The sequence below is a fragment of the Priestia filamentosa genome, assembly GCF_900177535.1.
In the GTDB taxonomy this organism is placed as follows: Bacteria; Bacillota; Bacilli; order Bacillales; family Bacillaceae_H; genus Bacillus_I; species Bacillus_I filamentosa.
The window spans coordinates 1,268,104-1,283,710 of record NZ_FXAJ01000002.1 but is presented as its reverse complement, the minus strand read 5'-3'; the positions used below and the strand labels follow the sequence as shown (position 1 = coordinate 1,283,710).

Sequence of the window (15,607 nt, the reverse complement as noted above, 5' to 3'; positions counted from 1 at the left end):
CCGGAGCAACCGGAGTAACGGGAGCCACGGGAGAGACCGGAGCCACGGGAATCACCGGAACCACCGGAGCAACCGGAGCAACCGGAGTAACGGGAGTCACCGGAACAACCGGAGTCACCGGAGCGACCGGGGTTACAGGAGTAACCGGAGTCACGGGAGCCACGGGAATCACGGGAACAACCGGAGCTACAGGATCAACGGGAGTCACCGGAACGACCGGAGCCACGGGAGAGACCGGAACAACGGGAGCTACGGGAGTCACCGGAACAACCGGAGCTACGGGAGTCACCGGAACAACCGGAGCTACAGGAGTCACCGGAGCAACCGGAGTAACGGGAGCCACGGGAGAAACCGGAGCCACGGGAGAAACCGGAACAACCGGGGTTACCGGAACAACCGGAGTCACAGGAGCCACGGGAGTAACGGGAGCCACGGGAGAGACCGGAGCCACGGGAGAAACCGGAACAACCGGAGCTACAGGATCAACGGGAGAAACCGGAACAACCGGAGCTACAGGATCAACGGGAGTCACCGGAACAACGGGAGCTACGGGAGTCACCGGAACAACGGGAGCTACGGGAGTCACCGGAACAACGGGAGCTACGGGAGTCACCGGAACAACGGGAGCTACGGGAGTCACTGGAACAACCGGAGCTACAGGAGTCACCGGAGCAACCGGAGTAACGGGAGCCACGGGAGAGACCGGAACAACCGGAGCCACGGGAATCACGGGAACAACCGGAGTAACGGGAGCCACGGGAATCACAGGATCAACGGGAGTAACGGGAGCCACGGGAGTCACCGGAACAACGGGAGTAACGGGAGCCACGGGAGAGACCGGAGCAACCGGAGTAACCGGAGCCACGGGAGCAACCGGAGCCACGGGAATCACCGGAGCAACCGGAGTAACGGGAGCCACGGGAATCACCGGAACAACCGGAGTAACGGGAGCCACGGGAATCACAGGATCAACGGGAGTAACGGGAGCCACGGGAGTCACCGGAACAACCGGAGTAACGGGAGCCACGGGAGAGACCGGAGCCACGGGAGAGACCGGAGCAACCGGAGTAACGGGAGCCACGGGAGAGACCGGAGCCACGGGAATCACCGGAGCAACCGGAGTAACGGGAGCCACGGGAATCACCGGAACAATCGGGGTTACCGGAGCCACGGGAGTCACGGGAGAGACCGGAGCCACGGGAATCACAGGATCAACGGGAGCCACGGGAGAAACCGGAACAACCGGAGTAACCGGAACTACAGGAGCCACGGGAATCACCGGAACAACCGGGGTTACAGGAGAAACCGGAGTCACAGGAGCCACGGGAGTAACCGGAGCTACGGGAATCACCGGAACAACCGGGGTTACCGGAGTAACCGGAGTCACGGGAGAGACCGGAGCCACGGGAACAACGGGAGCAACCGGAGCCACGGGAGAAACCGGAACAACCGGAGTAACCGGAACTACAGGAGCCACGGGAGTAACCGGAGCTACGGGAATCACCGGAACAACCGGGGTTACCGGAGTAACCGGAGTCACGGGAACAACGGGAGCAACCGGAGCCACGGGAGTAACCGGAACAACCGGGGTTACCGGAGCCACGGGAGTAACCGGAACAATTGGAGCTACAGGAGCCACGGGAGTCACAGGAGCTACAGGAGCAACCGGAGCCACGGGAATCACCGGGACAACGGGAGAAACCGGAACAACCGGGGTTACCGGAGCCACGGGAATCACCGGGATAACGGGAGTCACCGGAACAACCGGAGTAACCGGAGCTACAGGAGCAACCGGAGCCACGGGAATCACCGGGACAACGGGAGAAACCGGAACAACCGGGGTTACCGGAGCCACGGGAATCACCGGAGCCACGGGAGTCACCGGAACAACCGGGGTTACCGGAGCCACGGGAGTAACCGGAACAACTGGAGTTACCGGAGCCACGGGAATCACCGGGACAACGGGAGTTACCGGAGCCACGGGAATCACCGGGACAACGGGAGTTACCGGAGCCACGGGAATCACCGGGACAACGGGAGTCACCGGAACAACCGGAGTAACCGGAGCTACAGGAGCAACCGGAGCTACAGGAGTCACCGGAACAACGGGAGTTACCGGAGCCACGGGAGTCACCGGAACAACAGGAGTCACGGGAGCAACCGGGGTTACCGGAGCCACGGGAGTCACTGGAACAACCGGAGCCACGGGAGTCACTGGAACAACTGGAGCCACGGGAGCAACCGGGGTTACCGGAGCCACGGGAGTCACCGGAACAACTGGAGTCACGGGAGTAACCGGAACAACTGGAGTCACGGGAGTAACCGGAACAACAGGAGCCACAGGAGTAACCGGGGTTACTGGAGCCACGGGAGTTACAGGAACAACGGGAGTAACTGGCGTAACCGGAGTCACCGGACCAGCATTCGGGACTTATGGAACTTTCTATAGAATAGGCACATTTACTTTAGCAGCAACCGGGATTGTCCCACTTAATGCCTCAAGCCCTGTCAACTCAACAGGTGATTTTACGCTAAATGCAAATGGAACGGTAACAGTGAATGAGACCGGGATTTATATTATTGATTACAGGGTCCAACTTGCCCCAGGTTCTAGTGCCGCATTTATTGCCACAAGAAATGGAGCAGTTGTTACTGGAACAGGATCACAAGGGAGCAGTGTAAATACGAATTCAGGATCTGCTGTAGCTGTAAATGCTAACCTTCTTCAGCTAAATGCAGGTGATATTATAGGAGTCCAAAGGCAAGTATCGGGAGGGACGCCTGCGGTTGTCACAGTAGGAAGTACAGTTGATGGAGTAACATCTAATAGTAGCTATATTAGACTTGTTAGGGTTTTTTAAATGATTTTTAAAGCCTCTCCTTTTTTAAATAGAAGAAGAGGCTTTTTTCTTTTGTTTAGCAGCAACGTAAACATTTTTTTTGAAAGTTTCACACTCTGCTTCCATTCTTCATACATATATATAGGTAAATGCCTAGAAAGGAAAGGGAGGTAAAGTAATGATTACAGTAAGTCTTTGTTTAATCGTGAAAAACGAGGAAAGTACGCTGCAACGTTGTTTAAATAGCATAAAGGAAATTGTTGATGAAATTGTTATTGTTGATACAGGTTCAACAGATAAGACTATTGAGATAGCGGCGCAGTTTACAAATAAAGTATTAGAGTTTCCATGGGAAGACGACTTTTCAAAAGCGCGAAACTTCTCTTTTCAGCAGGCTACAAAAGATTATATTTTATGGCTTGATGCAGATGATGTATTAAACGAAAAAGATGTAGAAAAATTTTTAGAATTAAAAAAGACGCTTTCATCTCAAGTTGATGCAGTAGCAATGGATTATTATCTTGATTTTGATGAATATGGAAATGTGGCAGGGAAAATAAAAAAATATAGACTTGTAAGAAGAATGGCAGGATTTAAATGGATTGGAGCAGTTCATGAATATTTAGATGTTGAAGGTAAAGTAGAGAGTAGTAATATTTCGATTATTCATAAGAGTGAACGTCACAGTAAAGATCGTAACTTGCGTATTTACAAGAATAAGCTTGCAAGGGGAGAAGCATTTGAAGCGAGAGATTTGTACTACTTTGCAAATGAGTTAAAAGAAAATGGAACGTATGACAAAGCCATTTTCTACTATAATAAGTTTCTTAATACAGAAGAAGGATGGATAGAAGATAAAATTTCAGCATGCAGTAAACTAGCAGATTGCTATTTTGAGAAAGGTGAACATGAGAAAGAGTATATAGCTATTTTAACATCCTTTATTTACGATATCCCTCGTCCTGAATTTTGCTGTCGATTAGGTTATTATTTTCTTGAACGAAATGAACTTAGAAATGCTATTTATTGGTACTATGTCGCAATTCAGCTGGAAATTTCAACTGAATGTAGCGGGTTTGTTAATCCAGCTTTTTCAACATGGTTGCCACATCTTCAACTTTGTGTCTGCTACGACCGATTACAACAATATGATTTAGCTTATCAGCACAATGAATCAGCAAGGAAATTTCGTCCTGAAGATCCCCAAATTCTTCATAATAAACAATACTTAGAGGTAATGAAAAATAGAAATCTACCATCATTAGGTGAAACATATGTCGGAATTTAAAAAAAGAGTATTAGTAGGAAGTCCTGTTCACCAAAAGCCTGCTATTCTGGAACCTTTTCTTCATTCGCTCCAAAGGCTTACTTGCAATACGATTGATATCCATTTTTTCTTTATTGATGATAATCAGAATAATGAATCAAGCGCTATGTTAACATCTTTTCAAGAAACAACCCCAAATGTAAAAATTGAGTCGTCACAACTTGCGGATGTGTACTTGCGCGACGAACGTACACATTATTGGAACGATCGTCTCGTTTGGAAAGTTGCAGGTTTCAAGAATCATATTATTAATCATTGCTTAGAAGAAAAGTATGATTATTTATTTCTCATAGATTCAGATCTTCTACTTGAGCCAGAAACAGTGGAGAATTTGATTCAAACAGAAAAGGATATTGTTTCAGAAGTGTTTTGGACTCGGTGGCAACCAAACACAGAACCCTTACCACAAGTATGGCTTATGGATGAATATACTCAATGGGAACAGAGACGTGGAGAAGAACTGACAGAGGAGGAAAAATATAAACGCCACATGGAGTTTATTAATAAATTGAAAGAAAAAGGCCTATATGAAGTTGGTGGGCTAGGAGCTTGTACATTATTAAGCCGAAGGGCGTTAGAAAAGGGGGTAAACTTCAAACAAATTAAAAACCTTTCTTTTTGGGGAGAAGACCGACACTTTTGTATTCGGGCAGCAGCTCTCGGTATTTCATTATATGTAGATACTCATATGCCGGCTTTCCACATTTATCGAGATTCTGATTTAGCATATGTTGATGAGTTTATGACGAAAAAAAAAACGAATGTCAATATAAAAGGGAAAAATAAACTCACTCTTTCAATGGTTGTTAAAAACGAAGGAAATCGTTATTTGAAAAAAGCGTTAGAGCAGCATAGAACATTTATAGATGAAGCGGTTATTATTGATGATGGCAGTACAGATAATACCGTGGACATTTGTTTAGAAACACTTAAGGGTATTCCAGTGCATATAATTCAAAATACACAATCTAAGTTTTCGAATGAGGTGGAGTTACGCAAGCAACAATGGGAAGAAACGATTAAAAGAAATCCCGATTGGATTCTTAACTTAGATGCAGATGAAATATTTGAAACAGGATTTGCTTCTGGTGTAAAAGAGATTTTAGAACAAAGAAAATTCGACGTGGTCTGTTTTCGTCTTTACGATTTTTGGAATAAGACACACTATCGAGAGGATATGTATTGGAGAGCCCACCTTACATATCGACCTTTTTTAGTAAGATATCACAAGAATTTCAATTATGTATGGAAAGAAACAGCTCAACATTGTGGGAGATTTCCTAAAAACATCTTTGAGTTAAAAAGTACAACTTCAAGCTGGCGCTTAAAACACTTCGGCTGGGCAACTAAAGAGGAAAGGCTTACTAAATATCGACGTTATATAGAATTAGATCCAGAAAGTAAGTATGGTTGGCATGAACAGTATGTCTCTATTTTAGATGAACATCCTAATTTGATTGAGTGGACAGAATAGCATAGAGGGGAAGTATGAGCATGGAAATTATCCATACAATGCCACTCTCACTTTTTGACACAGAAGGCAACTTCAACATGATGAAAGAATGTTTTGAAAGTCTAGGAAATTTCTCGGAAAACACAGTTGTTTTATATAACCAGGGCTATATGGAAAACGAAGTATTGAGAAATAAACTTATAAACTATGGAATTTCCCCTATTATTTTAGAGAAGGTCAAAATATAGGTATTGCTCAAGCGAGACAGCTTTGTTTCTCTTATATATGGGGGTATTATCCTTATGTTCACTATCTTCCCAAAATACATTTAGATATGATTTTCCCAAAAGTATGGTAGGCCCCTCTTATAAAGTATTTGAACGATAGTGATGAACCTATTATTTCTCCAGGAATTATGACCTCATATGGGGAACTACAACCAATAGGGGGGTGGGTCTCCTTTCCTCTTACAATACCAGATCTCCTTTCTTTTCTTTTTTAGAAGAGCTACCTGAAGAACGAATTGTTGAGGGATTTGTTCATCCCGTCATTCATAAAGCTCATGTTCTGAAAGAAATAGGAGGCTATGATACAAGGTTTTTCAAAGGAAAGCAAGGTTATGAAGATGATAGTATTTTGTTAGGACACTTATATTATATGGGGATACGAACAAAGTGGCGGCAAAAACGCTATTTAAAATCATGGGTGTACCCATGCCACAAGGGCACAGAGAATGATGTTACCTGACACACATATTGAATTTGTTGAAAACGAAAAAGGTCTCTTCTCTCAATATAGTGGCTATGGTTTAAAACATTTAGCAGCAATCCATCATAATCCTGCTTTTATTGAACTGTTAGAACACTTTCTAAAAAATGAGTAAGTGGGGGACACCAATGGATAAACAAAAGCAAATATGAGATGCAATTTGGTCTGGAGATGTTTCATATGAGTGGGATAGTTTAAGCGGACTTATTTTTAACGTTATCGAAAAAGAAGCAAAAGATATAAATGGTTTAAATATTTTAGAAGCTGGATCTGGTACAGGACGCATCTCAATGAGGTTAGCACAAAGAGGAGCAAACGTTACTTTGTTGATTATTCATTAAAAGCGCTTGAAAACAGCGAAAAAGCGTTTAAGGAGCGAGGAGTAGAAGCGAATTTTCTTCATTCTGATATTCGGATGCTCAATATTTTATCTGATTCATTTGATATCACTTGGAATGTAGGGGTTTTAGAGCATTTTGAGGAAGAGGAGCAGGTTGCTATTGTTCAAGAGATGGCTCGGATTACAAAGCCTGGAGGGAAAGTCGTTATATTAACGCCTTCAGCAGATTGTTTGCCATATCGAGTTGGGAAGAGTTATGCAGAAGAGTATGGTACATGGCCATATGGAAAAGAAGAGCCTGCAACTACATTAGAAAATGTTATTAGAAAAAGTGGCATTATATTCAAGGAAGAATATAATGTAGGATTTCTAAATAGTCTTGACTTCCTTGATTTTATTTCGGACGCAGGAGCGGTTAAAGAATTTATGACTTCTTGGTATAACAAATTAAGTGCAGAAGACAAGAAAAGATTTCCGGGTTATCTACTTGTAAGCGTTGGAGAATTAAGTCAGGATTAGAAAAGAGCCCTATGTATTGTATAGGGCTCTTTAATATTTACTGAACATCTTTTCTCTGAAAATAAAAGAGAGCCAAAATTAAGCAGAGAATAGAAGTTGCAAATATGCTCATATAGGATAAAAAAGCAGCATATTGTTTGAAAAAGTGACCTGTTGTAATCACTTCAACAGCTGACCATGGGTAAAGAGCGCTATATTCGCTTCCATAAATCATAACATTAACCATTGTAATTATAATCGTTACAATGATAGACGCTACGTAGTTTCGAATAAGCAACGTCACTAAAATAATGGGCGTACTTAAAGAGAAAAGGAGAAGCCCTCCAGTTATAAATTCTTTTAAAGAACGCAGCCAAACGGAAATACTGAAATCGTCTAAATATGCGATAAAGCCAAAAATAGTAGCTGTAAGAAAGGATACAAGGGTAAGCGTTAAAATCCATAAAAGTAATAGAAGTAGTTTGCTAAAAACAAGGCTAACTTTTGAAACCGGAATAGTTAATAAGTTTTTTAAAGTTCTCTCTGCATATTCACGATTAAAAAGGTACGTTGTAATGACACCATAAATGGGCACACCAATGAGCATCAAAATATAGAAATTAACATCTGTAAAAAAAGTTTTGAACAAAAACGTTTGATCAGAAAACTTGTGTTGTTTCACAAGTGTTGACACAAATGTAATAAAGGGAGCGGCAACAGCGCCAAGAAGACTAATAAAAAACATATAGGACCGCTTAAGTTTCAAAACTTCCGTATAAAGAAGATTAACCAATTGTCCCACCTCCTACAAGATTAATAAAATAATCTTCAAGATGATCTTCGCTAAGCTTCATCTGATATACATCAACATTGCCTAAAACCAATTCCTTATTAATAAGATGTTGTTCATGAAGATGTGAATAAACGCGAATTCTTCCGTCTTCATGAACTTGATAGTGAGAAATCCCTAGCTTTTCTTCTAAAATATAAGCTGCTTTACTTTCGTCTGAGACATAAAATTCTATATGTTTCTTGTTTAAGGTATGAAGCTTCTCCATATCAAGTTCCTCTAGCAATTCACCTTTATGAATAATTCCAATCCGGTGTGCAAGTTGCTCAACTTCAAATAAAATATGACTTGAAATTAAAATTGTAATGTCCCGTTCTTGGGCTAGGGATGTAATAAGTTTCCTCATTTCTTTAATACCGATCGGATCAAGTCCATTTGTTGGTTCATCTAAAATAAGAAGTTCAGGTTCATGAAGAAGGGCACGAGCGATGCCTAAACGTTGTTTCATTCCAAGCGAGTATTTCCCAACAAGCTTCTTTGTTTCTTTTTCTAATCCAACGGTTTCGAGGGCTTCTTCAACTGCTCTTTTTTTATGAATTCCCATAATTCGGGCGTTAATAAGGAGGTTTTCTCTTGCTGTAAGATTTTCATAAAAGCCAGGTGTTTCGACAATAGCGCCAATCCTTGTAAGCAGGCGCTTTTTATTTTGAGGAAGTGTTTCTCCGAAAAGTTCAACTTCTCCTTCAGATGGTTTTGTTAAACCCAAGAGCATCTTAATTGTTGTGGTTTTGCCAGCTCCGTTTCGACCTAGAAAACCATATATTTCACCTTTTTTAACTGTCATATTAAGGCGATGAACAGAAACTTGCTCTCCATATTTTTTCGTTAGATTTGTGGTTTGAATAATTATACTCATACGTAAGCCTCCCTTTTTTATAGCAGATCTTTATTGTAGAAAGAAAACGTGAACTCCTTCTTAAGCAGTTCTTAACTTTTTCTTAAACGTGCAGTTTAGGGAGAGAAAAACGAAAAGTTGTGTTTTGCCAGGGAATGCTTTCTACTTCTAATGCTCCTTTATGTTTCTCTGTTAGTTCTTTGGCAATAAAAAGTCCAAGTCCGCTGCCGCTCGAACTTTTTCTCGCATAATCACCTTTATAAAGGCGATCAAAAACATATGGAAGCTCTCTAGCTTCAATCCCTTTTCCTTGGTCCTGAATTGCTAGCTCATATATTTCGCCTTTATCAGAAAGAGAGACTTTTAAAATCTTACCATCTCTACCATGACAAAGACTATTTTTAAGTAAATTTGTCATGATACGAGCTATACTAGTTGCGTCAGCATAGACAAAACAAGGGGAGGGAGGAATATCAACCGAAAGAGAGACTTTTTCTTTCTCTATTAGAGGAAGAAATTCAATTAGAACTTCTCTTATTGCTTCAGCTAAATCTAGTTTTTGGAATGAGAAAGATACTTCATCAGCGTCAAGCTTTGCCATATGAAATAAGTCTTCGATAATCTCTTTTAAACGAGAAGATTTACTTGATAAAATATGTAAATATTTCTGTTTTTCATCTTCTGAACGAAATATATTGTCTTTTAACGCATCAATATAGCCAATAATCGAAGTGAGCGGAGTTCGGATGTCATGTGAAATACTAGAGAGAAAACGTTTGCGAGCAAGTTGAGAACGAACAGCTTCAGCTTCTATTTCTTCATATTGTTCAATAATCTTATTAATTAAAAAAGTTGTTTCATGAAATATAGCATCAGAACCTGTGCGTAGTCGTATTCTTTTATTTCCTTGAACAGCCCTCCTTAAAAATTCTTCTGTTTCTCTTATCTTCTTGATTACATTGAATCGTTGCATAATGAAGAGAAGGGGAAATAGAAGCAAAATACTTTTTAGAATGACAGCTAGCAAGGAATCGTTTTCGAGAAAAAACAAAGAGAAAACGAGAAAAAGTTGCAATAGTAAGAGAAGGTATGTTTTATCATATCTCATCTTTTTCACCTTGAAATCTGTAACCAATGCCCCATACTGTTTGAATAAATAGCGGATTAGAAGGGTCTTTTTCAATTTTTTTACGAAGCTTTCTGATGTGGACCATTACTGTATTATCATCCTCGATATATTCCTCTCCCCATCCTTCTTTAAAGAGCTGTGCTTTTGTAAATACACGTTCAGGATGCGATAAAAAGAGTTTTAAAAGTTTCAGTTCTTTAGCGGCAAGGGTCACCTCTTTGCCAAATACTCGCACTTTGTACGTTGTAAGATCCATTTCTATATTTTTATATTTCATAACACTATGCTCTTCGTTTATCGTATTATTGCCTAACACAATAAAGCGTCGTAATAAAGCTTTCACACAAGCAACAACTTCGTAAATACTAAACGGTTTTGTAATATAATAATCCGCTCCAAAACTTAGTCCCAAGATTTTGTCACTTTCATGATCTTTGGCTGTAAGCATTAAAATAGGGACATTTGTTTCTTTTCTTAATACTTGGCATACTTCTATGCCATCTTTCCCGGGCATCATAATATCCAGAATTACAAGATGGTATGTATGGTGACGGAAAAGAGCTAGCGCTTTTTCTCCATCTCTAGCAATGTCTACCTCATAGCGTTCTCGTTCTAAGTAAGCTTTGATAAGATGACAAATCTCTTGTTCATCATCAGCTACTAAAATACGTATATTCTCCATAAGAAGGCCTCACTTTCATTTATCACAAAATCCTTTTTCTTACATATTATAAAGTTGATTATGGAGATTAGTAAATAATTTAAGAGTTTAGGTGTTTAATAAATTGGGTACATAGTATTTTATACTTATATTGAATTAAATTAATTTCAAAAATAGAATATTTTGTGTACACGATTAGGCGAAAATAAGACGACTTTTATCATTGTGAAAAAAAATAATACTTTTCATTTTCAGATAATTGATTTAAGATAGGTTAAAGAGGAGAGGAGGGAGAAGATGATTCTTAAAAAGCCGTATATATCACTTTGCTTTATTTTTGTTTTCTCCCTATTTATATTTTCTCATCATGCAATACCTCATCATAGTGGAGATCATTCATCTACAGCTGTTGTAGATGAAACACACATTCATTCTTTAAAAGACGTATCAAAAGATGATAAAAAAGCGGTATTGTGGAGTACTGTAGCAGTTACGCTTTTGCTTACATTTTTGTGGCTATCTCAAGCTGTCAAAAATCCGAGCATTCACAAAGACCGACATTTTCTGTTATCTGTCTTTTATCAATCATCGTACTTTGACAAAACATCGTTCGCCTCAGAAAAATAAACAAGATTTAAAGGAGGAATTTACGATGATGTTTTGGATTCGTATACTAATGATTGGATCTTTTTCACTTACAGCACTAAGCTTATTTGCATTTCAAGGGGTAGAGATTTTTCACGCTTTTGTTAACATGTTCGGAAAAGATACAAACATTTAAAAAATAAAAAAGAAGGATTGCTCCTTCTTTTTTACTAAGAGCTGAGCCCCATTTCTTGGAGGTCAGCTTCTTTTTGTAGTTTTTTACGATAAACAAAAGCAGAGACATTAATACTAATCTCATATATGAAAAGAAGGGGAATGAGAACAAGAATATCAGAAATAAAATCTGGCGGGGTAAGTAAAATAGACGTAACAGCTATAATGAAATAAGCAATTTTCCGTGATTTTTTTAAAATGTGCGGTTTTAATAAACCAAAAGATGTTAAAAACAAAACAATAGCTGGAAGCTCAAATAAAATTCCAAACGGAAGAGTTAAACGAATTAAGAAACTAAAATAATTTTGAGAGGTATAAAACTGTATAAAATGAGCCCCTGCTAAATCTTGCATAAATGAAAGAACAATTGGAAATACAACAAAATATCCAAAAGAAATTCCTCCAATGAATAGAAGGAAAAGGGAAGGAATGAAAAGAAGAGCCCCTCTTCGTTCATGAGGTTTTAAAGCCGGGAGTACAAATTTCCATATATGATAGCCTGCAATCGGAAGTGTGAATGCTATCGCACATACAGCTCCAATTTTAAAGTAAATCCACAACACATCAGATGGACCTAACAAAGCAAGCTTCACGTCCAATCCTTTGACAAGTAAACTATAAATCTGTTCTACAAAAAAAAGCGATAGGGCAAGTAGCGTTAAAAAGCTGCCAATAATATAAAGAAGTCGCTTCCTCACTTCTTCTAGATGCTCAATAATATTTAATTCTTTAGGATCCATATTCCTCTTCCACTCCTTCTTCAAAACTAGGATTCATTTCTTAATAATAATAAAAGATTATAAAGCTAGTTTTAATACTGTGTGAAAATAAGGAAGGAGAGAAATTTAAGGAAAAAGACTTGTTTTTTTCTTTATTTTTCCGTGATTTCTCTTTTTTCTTTGTGTTTATGGAGGAAGATAGAGCTATCTTTCTTTTAAAATGCTTCTATTTTAAAAAAATATTTGTAAATTTGTAAAGATTAACTTTGAAATAAGTCAAAAAAAACATAAATCTTCTCACTTATTGTCAAATTTTCTTGCTTATATGTAAAAGTTTTTAAAAGACTACATAAGAAAAAAGAAGCTTTTAAGAATAAAAACGAAGCATATATGAAGCGGAAAAAGAAGTTATTGTTCTTTCTTAATTCTATAGTCCTATGAAAAAAGTTTGGGAGGCGTTCTAGTTCTTTACATCACTTCACAATTAGTTTACAGAAAGTTCTTATAATGAGGAGGCACCCTAATTTAGAAAGGAGAACTTTCGTGGATAAACAAAAATTAGAAGGAATGATTCAAGAGTTTAGCGAGGAAACAATGCAACGTAAAAAAGTGGATCGACGAGCATTTTTAGAAGGCGCAGGAAAAATTGCAGGTCTTTCACTTGGCTTTGTTATTGCTCAGTCTATGGGAGGATTGGATGTTCAAGCGAAAGCAAAAACGATAAAATTTAGTAGCTATCCTTTTACTCTCGGTGTTTGTTCTGGTGATCCTTCTCCACAAGGAATTGTTCTTTGGACAAGGTTAGCTCCTGATCCGTTAAATGGTGGTGGGATGCCAAATGAAGTAGTGAAAGTAGAATGGGAACTGGCCAAAGATGAAAACTTCAAACGCATCGTAAAGAAAGGAAGTGCTACAGCTTCTCCAAATCTTGCTCACTCTGTTCATGTAGAAGTAGAAGGATTAAGGTCTAATGAGGTTTATTATTATCGATTTAAGAGCGGAAATGAACTTAGCCCTGTTGGCAGAACAAAAACATTACCTAAAAGAAGTGAAGAAATTCAAAAGCTTAGATTTGCTTTTGCTTCCTGTCAACAGTATGAGCATGGTTATTATACAGCTTATAAACATTTAGCTGAGGAGGAATTAGATGTTGTCTTTCATTTAGGTGACTACATATATGAATATGGACCAAACGAGTATGTTTCCGCTTCTGGAAATGTAAGAACCCATAGTGGACCAGAAATTATCACATTAGACGATTATCGAAATCGCTATGCTCAGTATCGCTCAGATGCGAATTTAAAAGCTGCACACGCCGCTTTTCCATGGATTGTAACATGGGATGACCATGAAGTTGAGAATAACTATGCAAATAACATACCTGAAAAAGGACAATCTGTTCAAGCTTTCATAAAAAGACGTGCAGCTGCTTATCAAGCATATTATGAGCATATGCCACTGCGAAAAACATCGCTTCCAAATGGAGGAGATATGAGTTTATATCGCGATTTTTCTTATGGTCAACTTGCTTCATTTAATGTTCTTGATTCAAGACAGTATCGTGATGACCAAGCAAATGGAGATGGGAGCAAGCCGCATTCAGAAGAGTCACTGAATCCTAATCGAACAATGCTTGGTAAACAGCAAGAGAACTGGCTTTTCAAAAACTTAAATAAGTCAAAAGCTCACTGGAATATTCTTGCTCAGCAAGTTTTCTTCGCACAACGGAACTTTGGGGAAAATGGGGAACAAATTTATAGCATGGACTCTTGGGATGGGTATCCTGAAGCGCGCAATCGTATTATTGACTTTGTTCAAAAGAAAGGAATGAATAACTTAGTTGTTTTAACAGGAGATGTTCACGCAAGCTGGGCTTCTAATATTAAAACAGACTTTAATAACGCATCTTCTTCTCTTGTTGGAGTTGAATTTGTTGGTACATCTATTACTTCAGGTGGAAACGGGGCAGACAAGCGAGCAGACACAGACCGCATCTTAGCTCAAAACCCCCACCTTAAATTTTTTAATGATTATAGAGGTTATGTAAGATGTACTGTAACTCCCGAAAGTTTTCAAGCTGATTACCGCGTTCTTCCTTTTGTAACAGAACCAAACGCCGCTATTTCTACAAGGGCATCTTTTGTGTACCATAAAGATCAAACAGGCTTAAAACAGATCGGTGCAAATGCTGTTCCACATGGTTTGAAAAAATCTACTGAAGTAGAGGAAGATCGGATTACAGCACATAGTAAGGCACATACAAAACAGGTGAACAAACTGAAGAAAAAGGTTGAAAATTAACTAAAGGAGGATGGAAAGCTAATGTTGGCTAATATCGGAATCCCGGGACTTGTTTTAATTGTGATTATTGCTCTTATAGTATTTGGACCATCTAAACTTCCAGAAGTAGGACGAGCTTTTGGAAGAACATTAACAGAATTCAAAAGCGCAACAAAAGGGCTTGTTTCAGATGACGAAGAGACAAAGAGTCAAACGACATTAGAAAAAAAGAAAATTAACTAATAATGCTTTATTAAAAAGGTTATAGAAAAAGCGAAAGAAATGAATCATTTCTTTCGCTTTTTTATTCGTATTTTTGGAAGAAGAAAGGCTTTCCTTTTCTCCATTCTGCAAATATAACATCTTTATAATCAAAAATGTTATGGTTGGCAAGTTGCTGTTGTAGCCACTCTTCGTTAAATCCTGCTTCTGTTAAATTATCATAGAGAACTTCTCCATCAATAATAAGTGTAACAGGTAAATAAACAGGTTTAAGTTCTAAATGAAGATCTTCAGTGTTAGGAGGAGCATACTGTGATTTTGGAAGTACACTGATTATGCCGTTTGTTTCTAAAATAGCAAATTCAACTTCTTCGATAGAGAAAAAACCTTGTTGACGAAGAAGATTTTGAAGTTGATTAAGATCAAGTTTTCCTTTAGCGAGTGCTTCATATTGGAGTTGTCCTCGACGAATGACGATAATAGGTTCCCCTTCAAGAAGCTTTCGTACTTTCTTAACTTTTTGAGTAAGCATTTCTGTTGTGTAAATAAGTAAACACCATAAAACAGCGGCGAAAATAATTTCTTTTACATTTATTCCAGGATCATATACAGCATTTCCAAGTAGTTCTCCTAAAATAAGCGCTGAAATAAAATCAAAAGGGGTAATCTGTGAAAATTGATTTCTGCCGAGCACTTTTGTAATGATAAAAAGAACAATAAAACCAAAGAAAAGGTCGATTGCAATTGCTAGATAGTGATTCATATTATATATCTACACCTACTTTTGATGTGATTTTCTTATTGTTTTCTAGGAAGTGTTATTCTAAACAAAAAACCTTTTTCTTCTTCTTTATATGAAGTACATA

16 protein-coding genes are annotated in these 15,607 nt (G+C 39.1%); 10 read left to right on the top strand and 6 right to left on the bottom strand.

Annotated elements, in window-relative coordinates:
• Nucleotides 1-2,555: 2,555 nt before the first annotated feature.
• The 6 genes from B9N79_RS26585 to B9N79_RS13505 all read left to right on the top strand — a co-directional run bounded on the left by B9N79_RS26585 (nucleotide 2,556) and on the right by B9N79_RS13505 (nucleotide 7,247).
• Nucleotides 2,556-2,861, top strand: coding sequence for a hypothetical protein (locus tag B9N79_RS26585; protein WP_220693718.1), 306 nt, complete (start codon nucleotides 2,556-2,558; stop codon nucleotides 2,859-2,861).
• Between the two features lie 157 nt (nucleotides 2,862-3,018).
• Complete coding sequence (locus B9N79_RS13525) at nucleotides 3,019-4,128, top strand: tetratricopeptide repeat-containing glycosyltransferase family 2 protein (protein WP_046217611.1); 1,110 nt, start codon at nucleotides 3,019-3,021, stop codon at nucleotides 4,126-4,128.
• Nucleotides 4,115-5,641 carry a glycosyltransferase family 2 protein gene (locus tag B9N79_RS13520; protein ID WP_085118602.1) on the top strand — a complete coding sequence of 509 codons (1,527 nt, stop codon included), beginning with the start codon at nucleotides 4,115-4,117 and terminating at the stop codon, nucleotides 5,639-5,641. Before B9N79_RS13525 ends, B9N79_RS13520 begins: the two co-directional genes overlap by 14 nt.
• Nucleotides 5,642-5,661: 20 nt before the next feature.
• On the top strand, nucleotides 5,662-5,868 hold the full coding sequence (locus B9N79_RS13515) for a hypothetical protein (RefSeq protein WP_052264486.1): 207 nt from the start codon (nucleotides 5,662-5,664) through the stop codon (nucleotides 5,866-5,868).
• A 485-nt stretch (nucleotides 5,869-6,353) separates the two neighbouring features.
• Nucleotides 6,354-6,503 (top strand): hypothetical protein, encoded by a 150-nt coding sequence (locus B9N79_RS26145; protein WP_156134634.1) that lies wholly within the window; start codon nucleotides 6,354-6,356, stop codon nucleotides 6,501-6,503.
• Nucleotides 6,504-6,656: 153 nt separating this feature from the next.
• Nucleotides 6,657-7,247: a class I SAM-dependent methyltransferase gene (locus B9N79_RS13505; protein ID WP_231573204.1), complete on the top strand. Its 591-nt coding sequence runs from the start codon at nucleotides 6,657-6,659 to the stop codon at nucleotides 7,245-7,247.
• A gap of 37 nt (nucleotides 7,248-7,284) precedes the next feature.
• Here the strand turns inward: B9N79_RS13505 and B9N79_RS13500 are convergent, their stop codons facing one another.
• From B9N79_RS13500 to B9N79_RS13485, 4 genes are all read right to left on the bottom strand, one after another.
• Nucleotides 7,285-8,028 (bottom strand): ABC transporter permease, encoded by a 744-nt coding sequence (locus tag B9N79_RS13500; RefSeq protein WP_239695475.1) that lies wholly within the window; start codon nucleotides 8,026-8,028, stop codon nucleotides 7,285-7,287.
• Nucleotides 8,012-8,932: an ABC transporter ATP-binding protein gene (locus B9N79_RS13495; RefSeq protein ID WP_040061082.1), complete on the bottom strand. Its 921-nt coding sequence runs from the start codon at nucleotides 8,930-8,932 to the stop codon at nucleotides 8,012-8,014. The genes B9N79_RS13500 and B9N79_RS13495 overlap by 17 nt, the downstream gene beginning before the upstream one ends.
• 82 nt (nucleotides 8,933-9,014) lie before the next feature.
• On the bottom strand, nucleotides 9,015-10,019 hold the full coding sequence (locus B9N79_RS13490) for a sensor histidine kinase (RefSeq protein ID WP_040061083.1): 1,005 nt from the start codon (nucleotides 10,017-10,019) through the stop codon (nucleotides 9,015-9,017).
• Entirely contained in the window at nucleotides 10,009-10,722 is a 714-nt protein-coding gene (locus tag B9N79_RS13485) for a response regulator transcription factor (protein ID WP_040061085.1), read from the bottom strand. Before B9N79_RS13485 ends, B9N79_RS13490 begins: the two co-directional genes overlap by 11 nt.
• A gap of 276 nt (nucleotides 10,723-10,998) precedes the next feature.
• Here B9N79_RS13485 and B9N79_RS13480 point away from each other — a divergent pair, with 276 nt between their 5' ends.
• Entirely contained in the window at nucleotides 10,999-11,328 is a 330-nt protein-coding gene (locus B9N79_RS13480; RefSeq protein ID WP_040061087.1) for a hypothetical protein, read from the top strand.
• 25 nt (nucleotides 11,329-11,353) lie between these two features.
• A complete protein-coding gene (locus B9N79_RS26765) occupies nucleotides 11,354-11,482 on the top strand; it encodes a hypothetical protein (protein ID WP_019395640.1) in 129 nt (42 codons plus the stop codon).
• A gap of 34 nt (nucleotides 11,483-11,516) precedes the next feature.
• Here B9N79_RS26765 and tatC read toward each other — a convergent pair whose 3' ends face one another.
• Entirely contained in the window at nucleotides 11,517-12,260 is a 744-nt protein-coding gene (tatC, locus tag B9N79_RS13475) for a twin-arginine translocase subunit TatC (RefSeq protein ID WP_046217609.1), read from the bottom strand.
• A gap of 546 nt (nucleotides 12,261-12,806) precedes the next feature.
• Between tatC and B9N79_RS13470 the strand changes: the two genes are divergently transcribed.
• Nucleotides 12,807-14,540, top strand: a complete 1,734-nt coding sequence (locus B9N79_RS13470; protein WP_040061406.1) for an alkaline phosphatase D family protein — start codon at nucleotides 12,807-12,809, stop codon at nucleotides 14,538-14,540.
• Nucleotides 14,541-14,561: 21 nt separating this feature from the next.
• Nucleotides 14,562-14,762, top strand: a complete 201-nt coding sequence (locus B9N79_RS13465) for a twin-arginine translocase TatA/TatE family subunit (RefSeq protein WP_019395637.1) — start codon at nucleotides 14,562-14,564, stop codon at nucleotides 14,760-14,762.
• A 61-nt stretch (nucleotides 14,763-14,823) separates the two neighbouring features.
• Here B9N79_RS13465 and B9N79_RS13460 read toward each other — a convergent pair whose 3' ends face one another.
• Nucleotides 14,824-15,504: a YetF domain-containing protein gene (locus B9N79_RS13460; RefSeq protein WP_040061089.1), complete on the bottom strand. Its 681-nt coding sequence runs from the start codon at nucleotides 15,502-15,504 to the stop codon at nucleotides 14,824-14,826.
• Between the last annotated feature and the right edge of the window lie 103 nt (nucleotides 15,505-15,607).

Coding starts and splice junctions, on each gene's coding strand:
- B9N79_RS13525 (WP_046217611.1), top strand. CDS start 3,019: ATGATTACAGTAAGTCTTTGTTTAATCGTGAAAAACGAGGAAAGTACG.
- B9N79_RS13520 (WP_085118602.1), top strand. CDS start 4,115: ATGTCGGAATTTAAAAAAAGAGTATTAGTAGGAAGTCCTGTTCACCAA.
- B9N79_RS13515 (WP_052264486.1), top strand. CDS start 5,662: ATGGAAATTATCCATACAATGCCACTCTCACTTTTTGACACAGAAGGC.
- B9N79_RS26145 (WP_156134634.1), top strand. CDS start 6,354: ATGATGTTACCTGACACACATATTGAATTTGTTGAAAACGAAAAAGGT.
- B9N79_RS13495 (WP_040061082.1), bottom strand. CDS start 8,932: ATGAGTATAATTATTCAAACCACAAATCTAACGAAAAAATATGGAGAG.
- B9N79_RS13490 (WP_040061083.1), bottom strand. CDS start 10,019: ATGAGATATGATAAAACATACCTTCTCTTACTATTGCAACTTTTTCTC.
- B9N79_RS13485 (WP_040061085.1), bottom strand. CDS start 10,722: ATGGAGAATATACGTATTTTAGTAGCTGATGATGAACAAGAGATTTGT.
- B9N79_RS13480 (WP_040061087.1), top strand. CDS start 10,999: ATGATTCTTAAAAAGCCGTATATATCACTTTGCTTTATTTTTGTTTTC.
- B9N79_RS26765 (WP_019395640.1), top strand. CDS start 11,354: ATGATGTTTTGGATTCGTATACTAATGATTGGATCTTTTTCACTTACA.
- tatC (WP_046217609.1), bottom strand. CDS start 12,260: ATGGATCCTAAAGAATTAAATATTATTGAGCATCTAGAAGAAGTGAGG.
- B9N79_RS13470 (WP_040061406.1), top strand. CDS start 12,807: ATGATTCAAGAGTTTAGCGAGGAAACAATGCAACGTAAAAAAGTGGAT.
- B9N79_RS13465 (WP_019395637.1), top strand. CDS start 14,562: ATGTTGGCTAATATCGGAATCCCGGGACTTGTTTTAATTGTGATTATT.
- B9N79_RS13460 (WP_040061089.1), bottom strand. CDS start 15,504: ATGAATCACTATCTAGCAATTGCAATCGACCTTTTCTTTGGTTTTATT.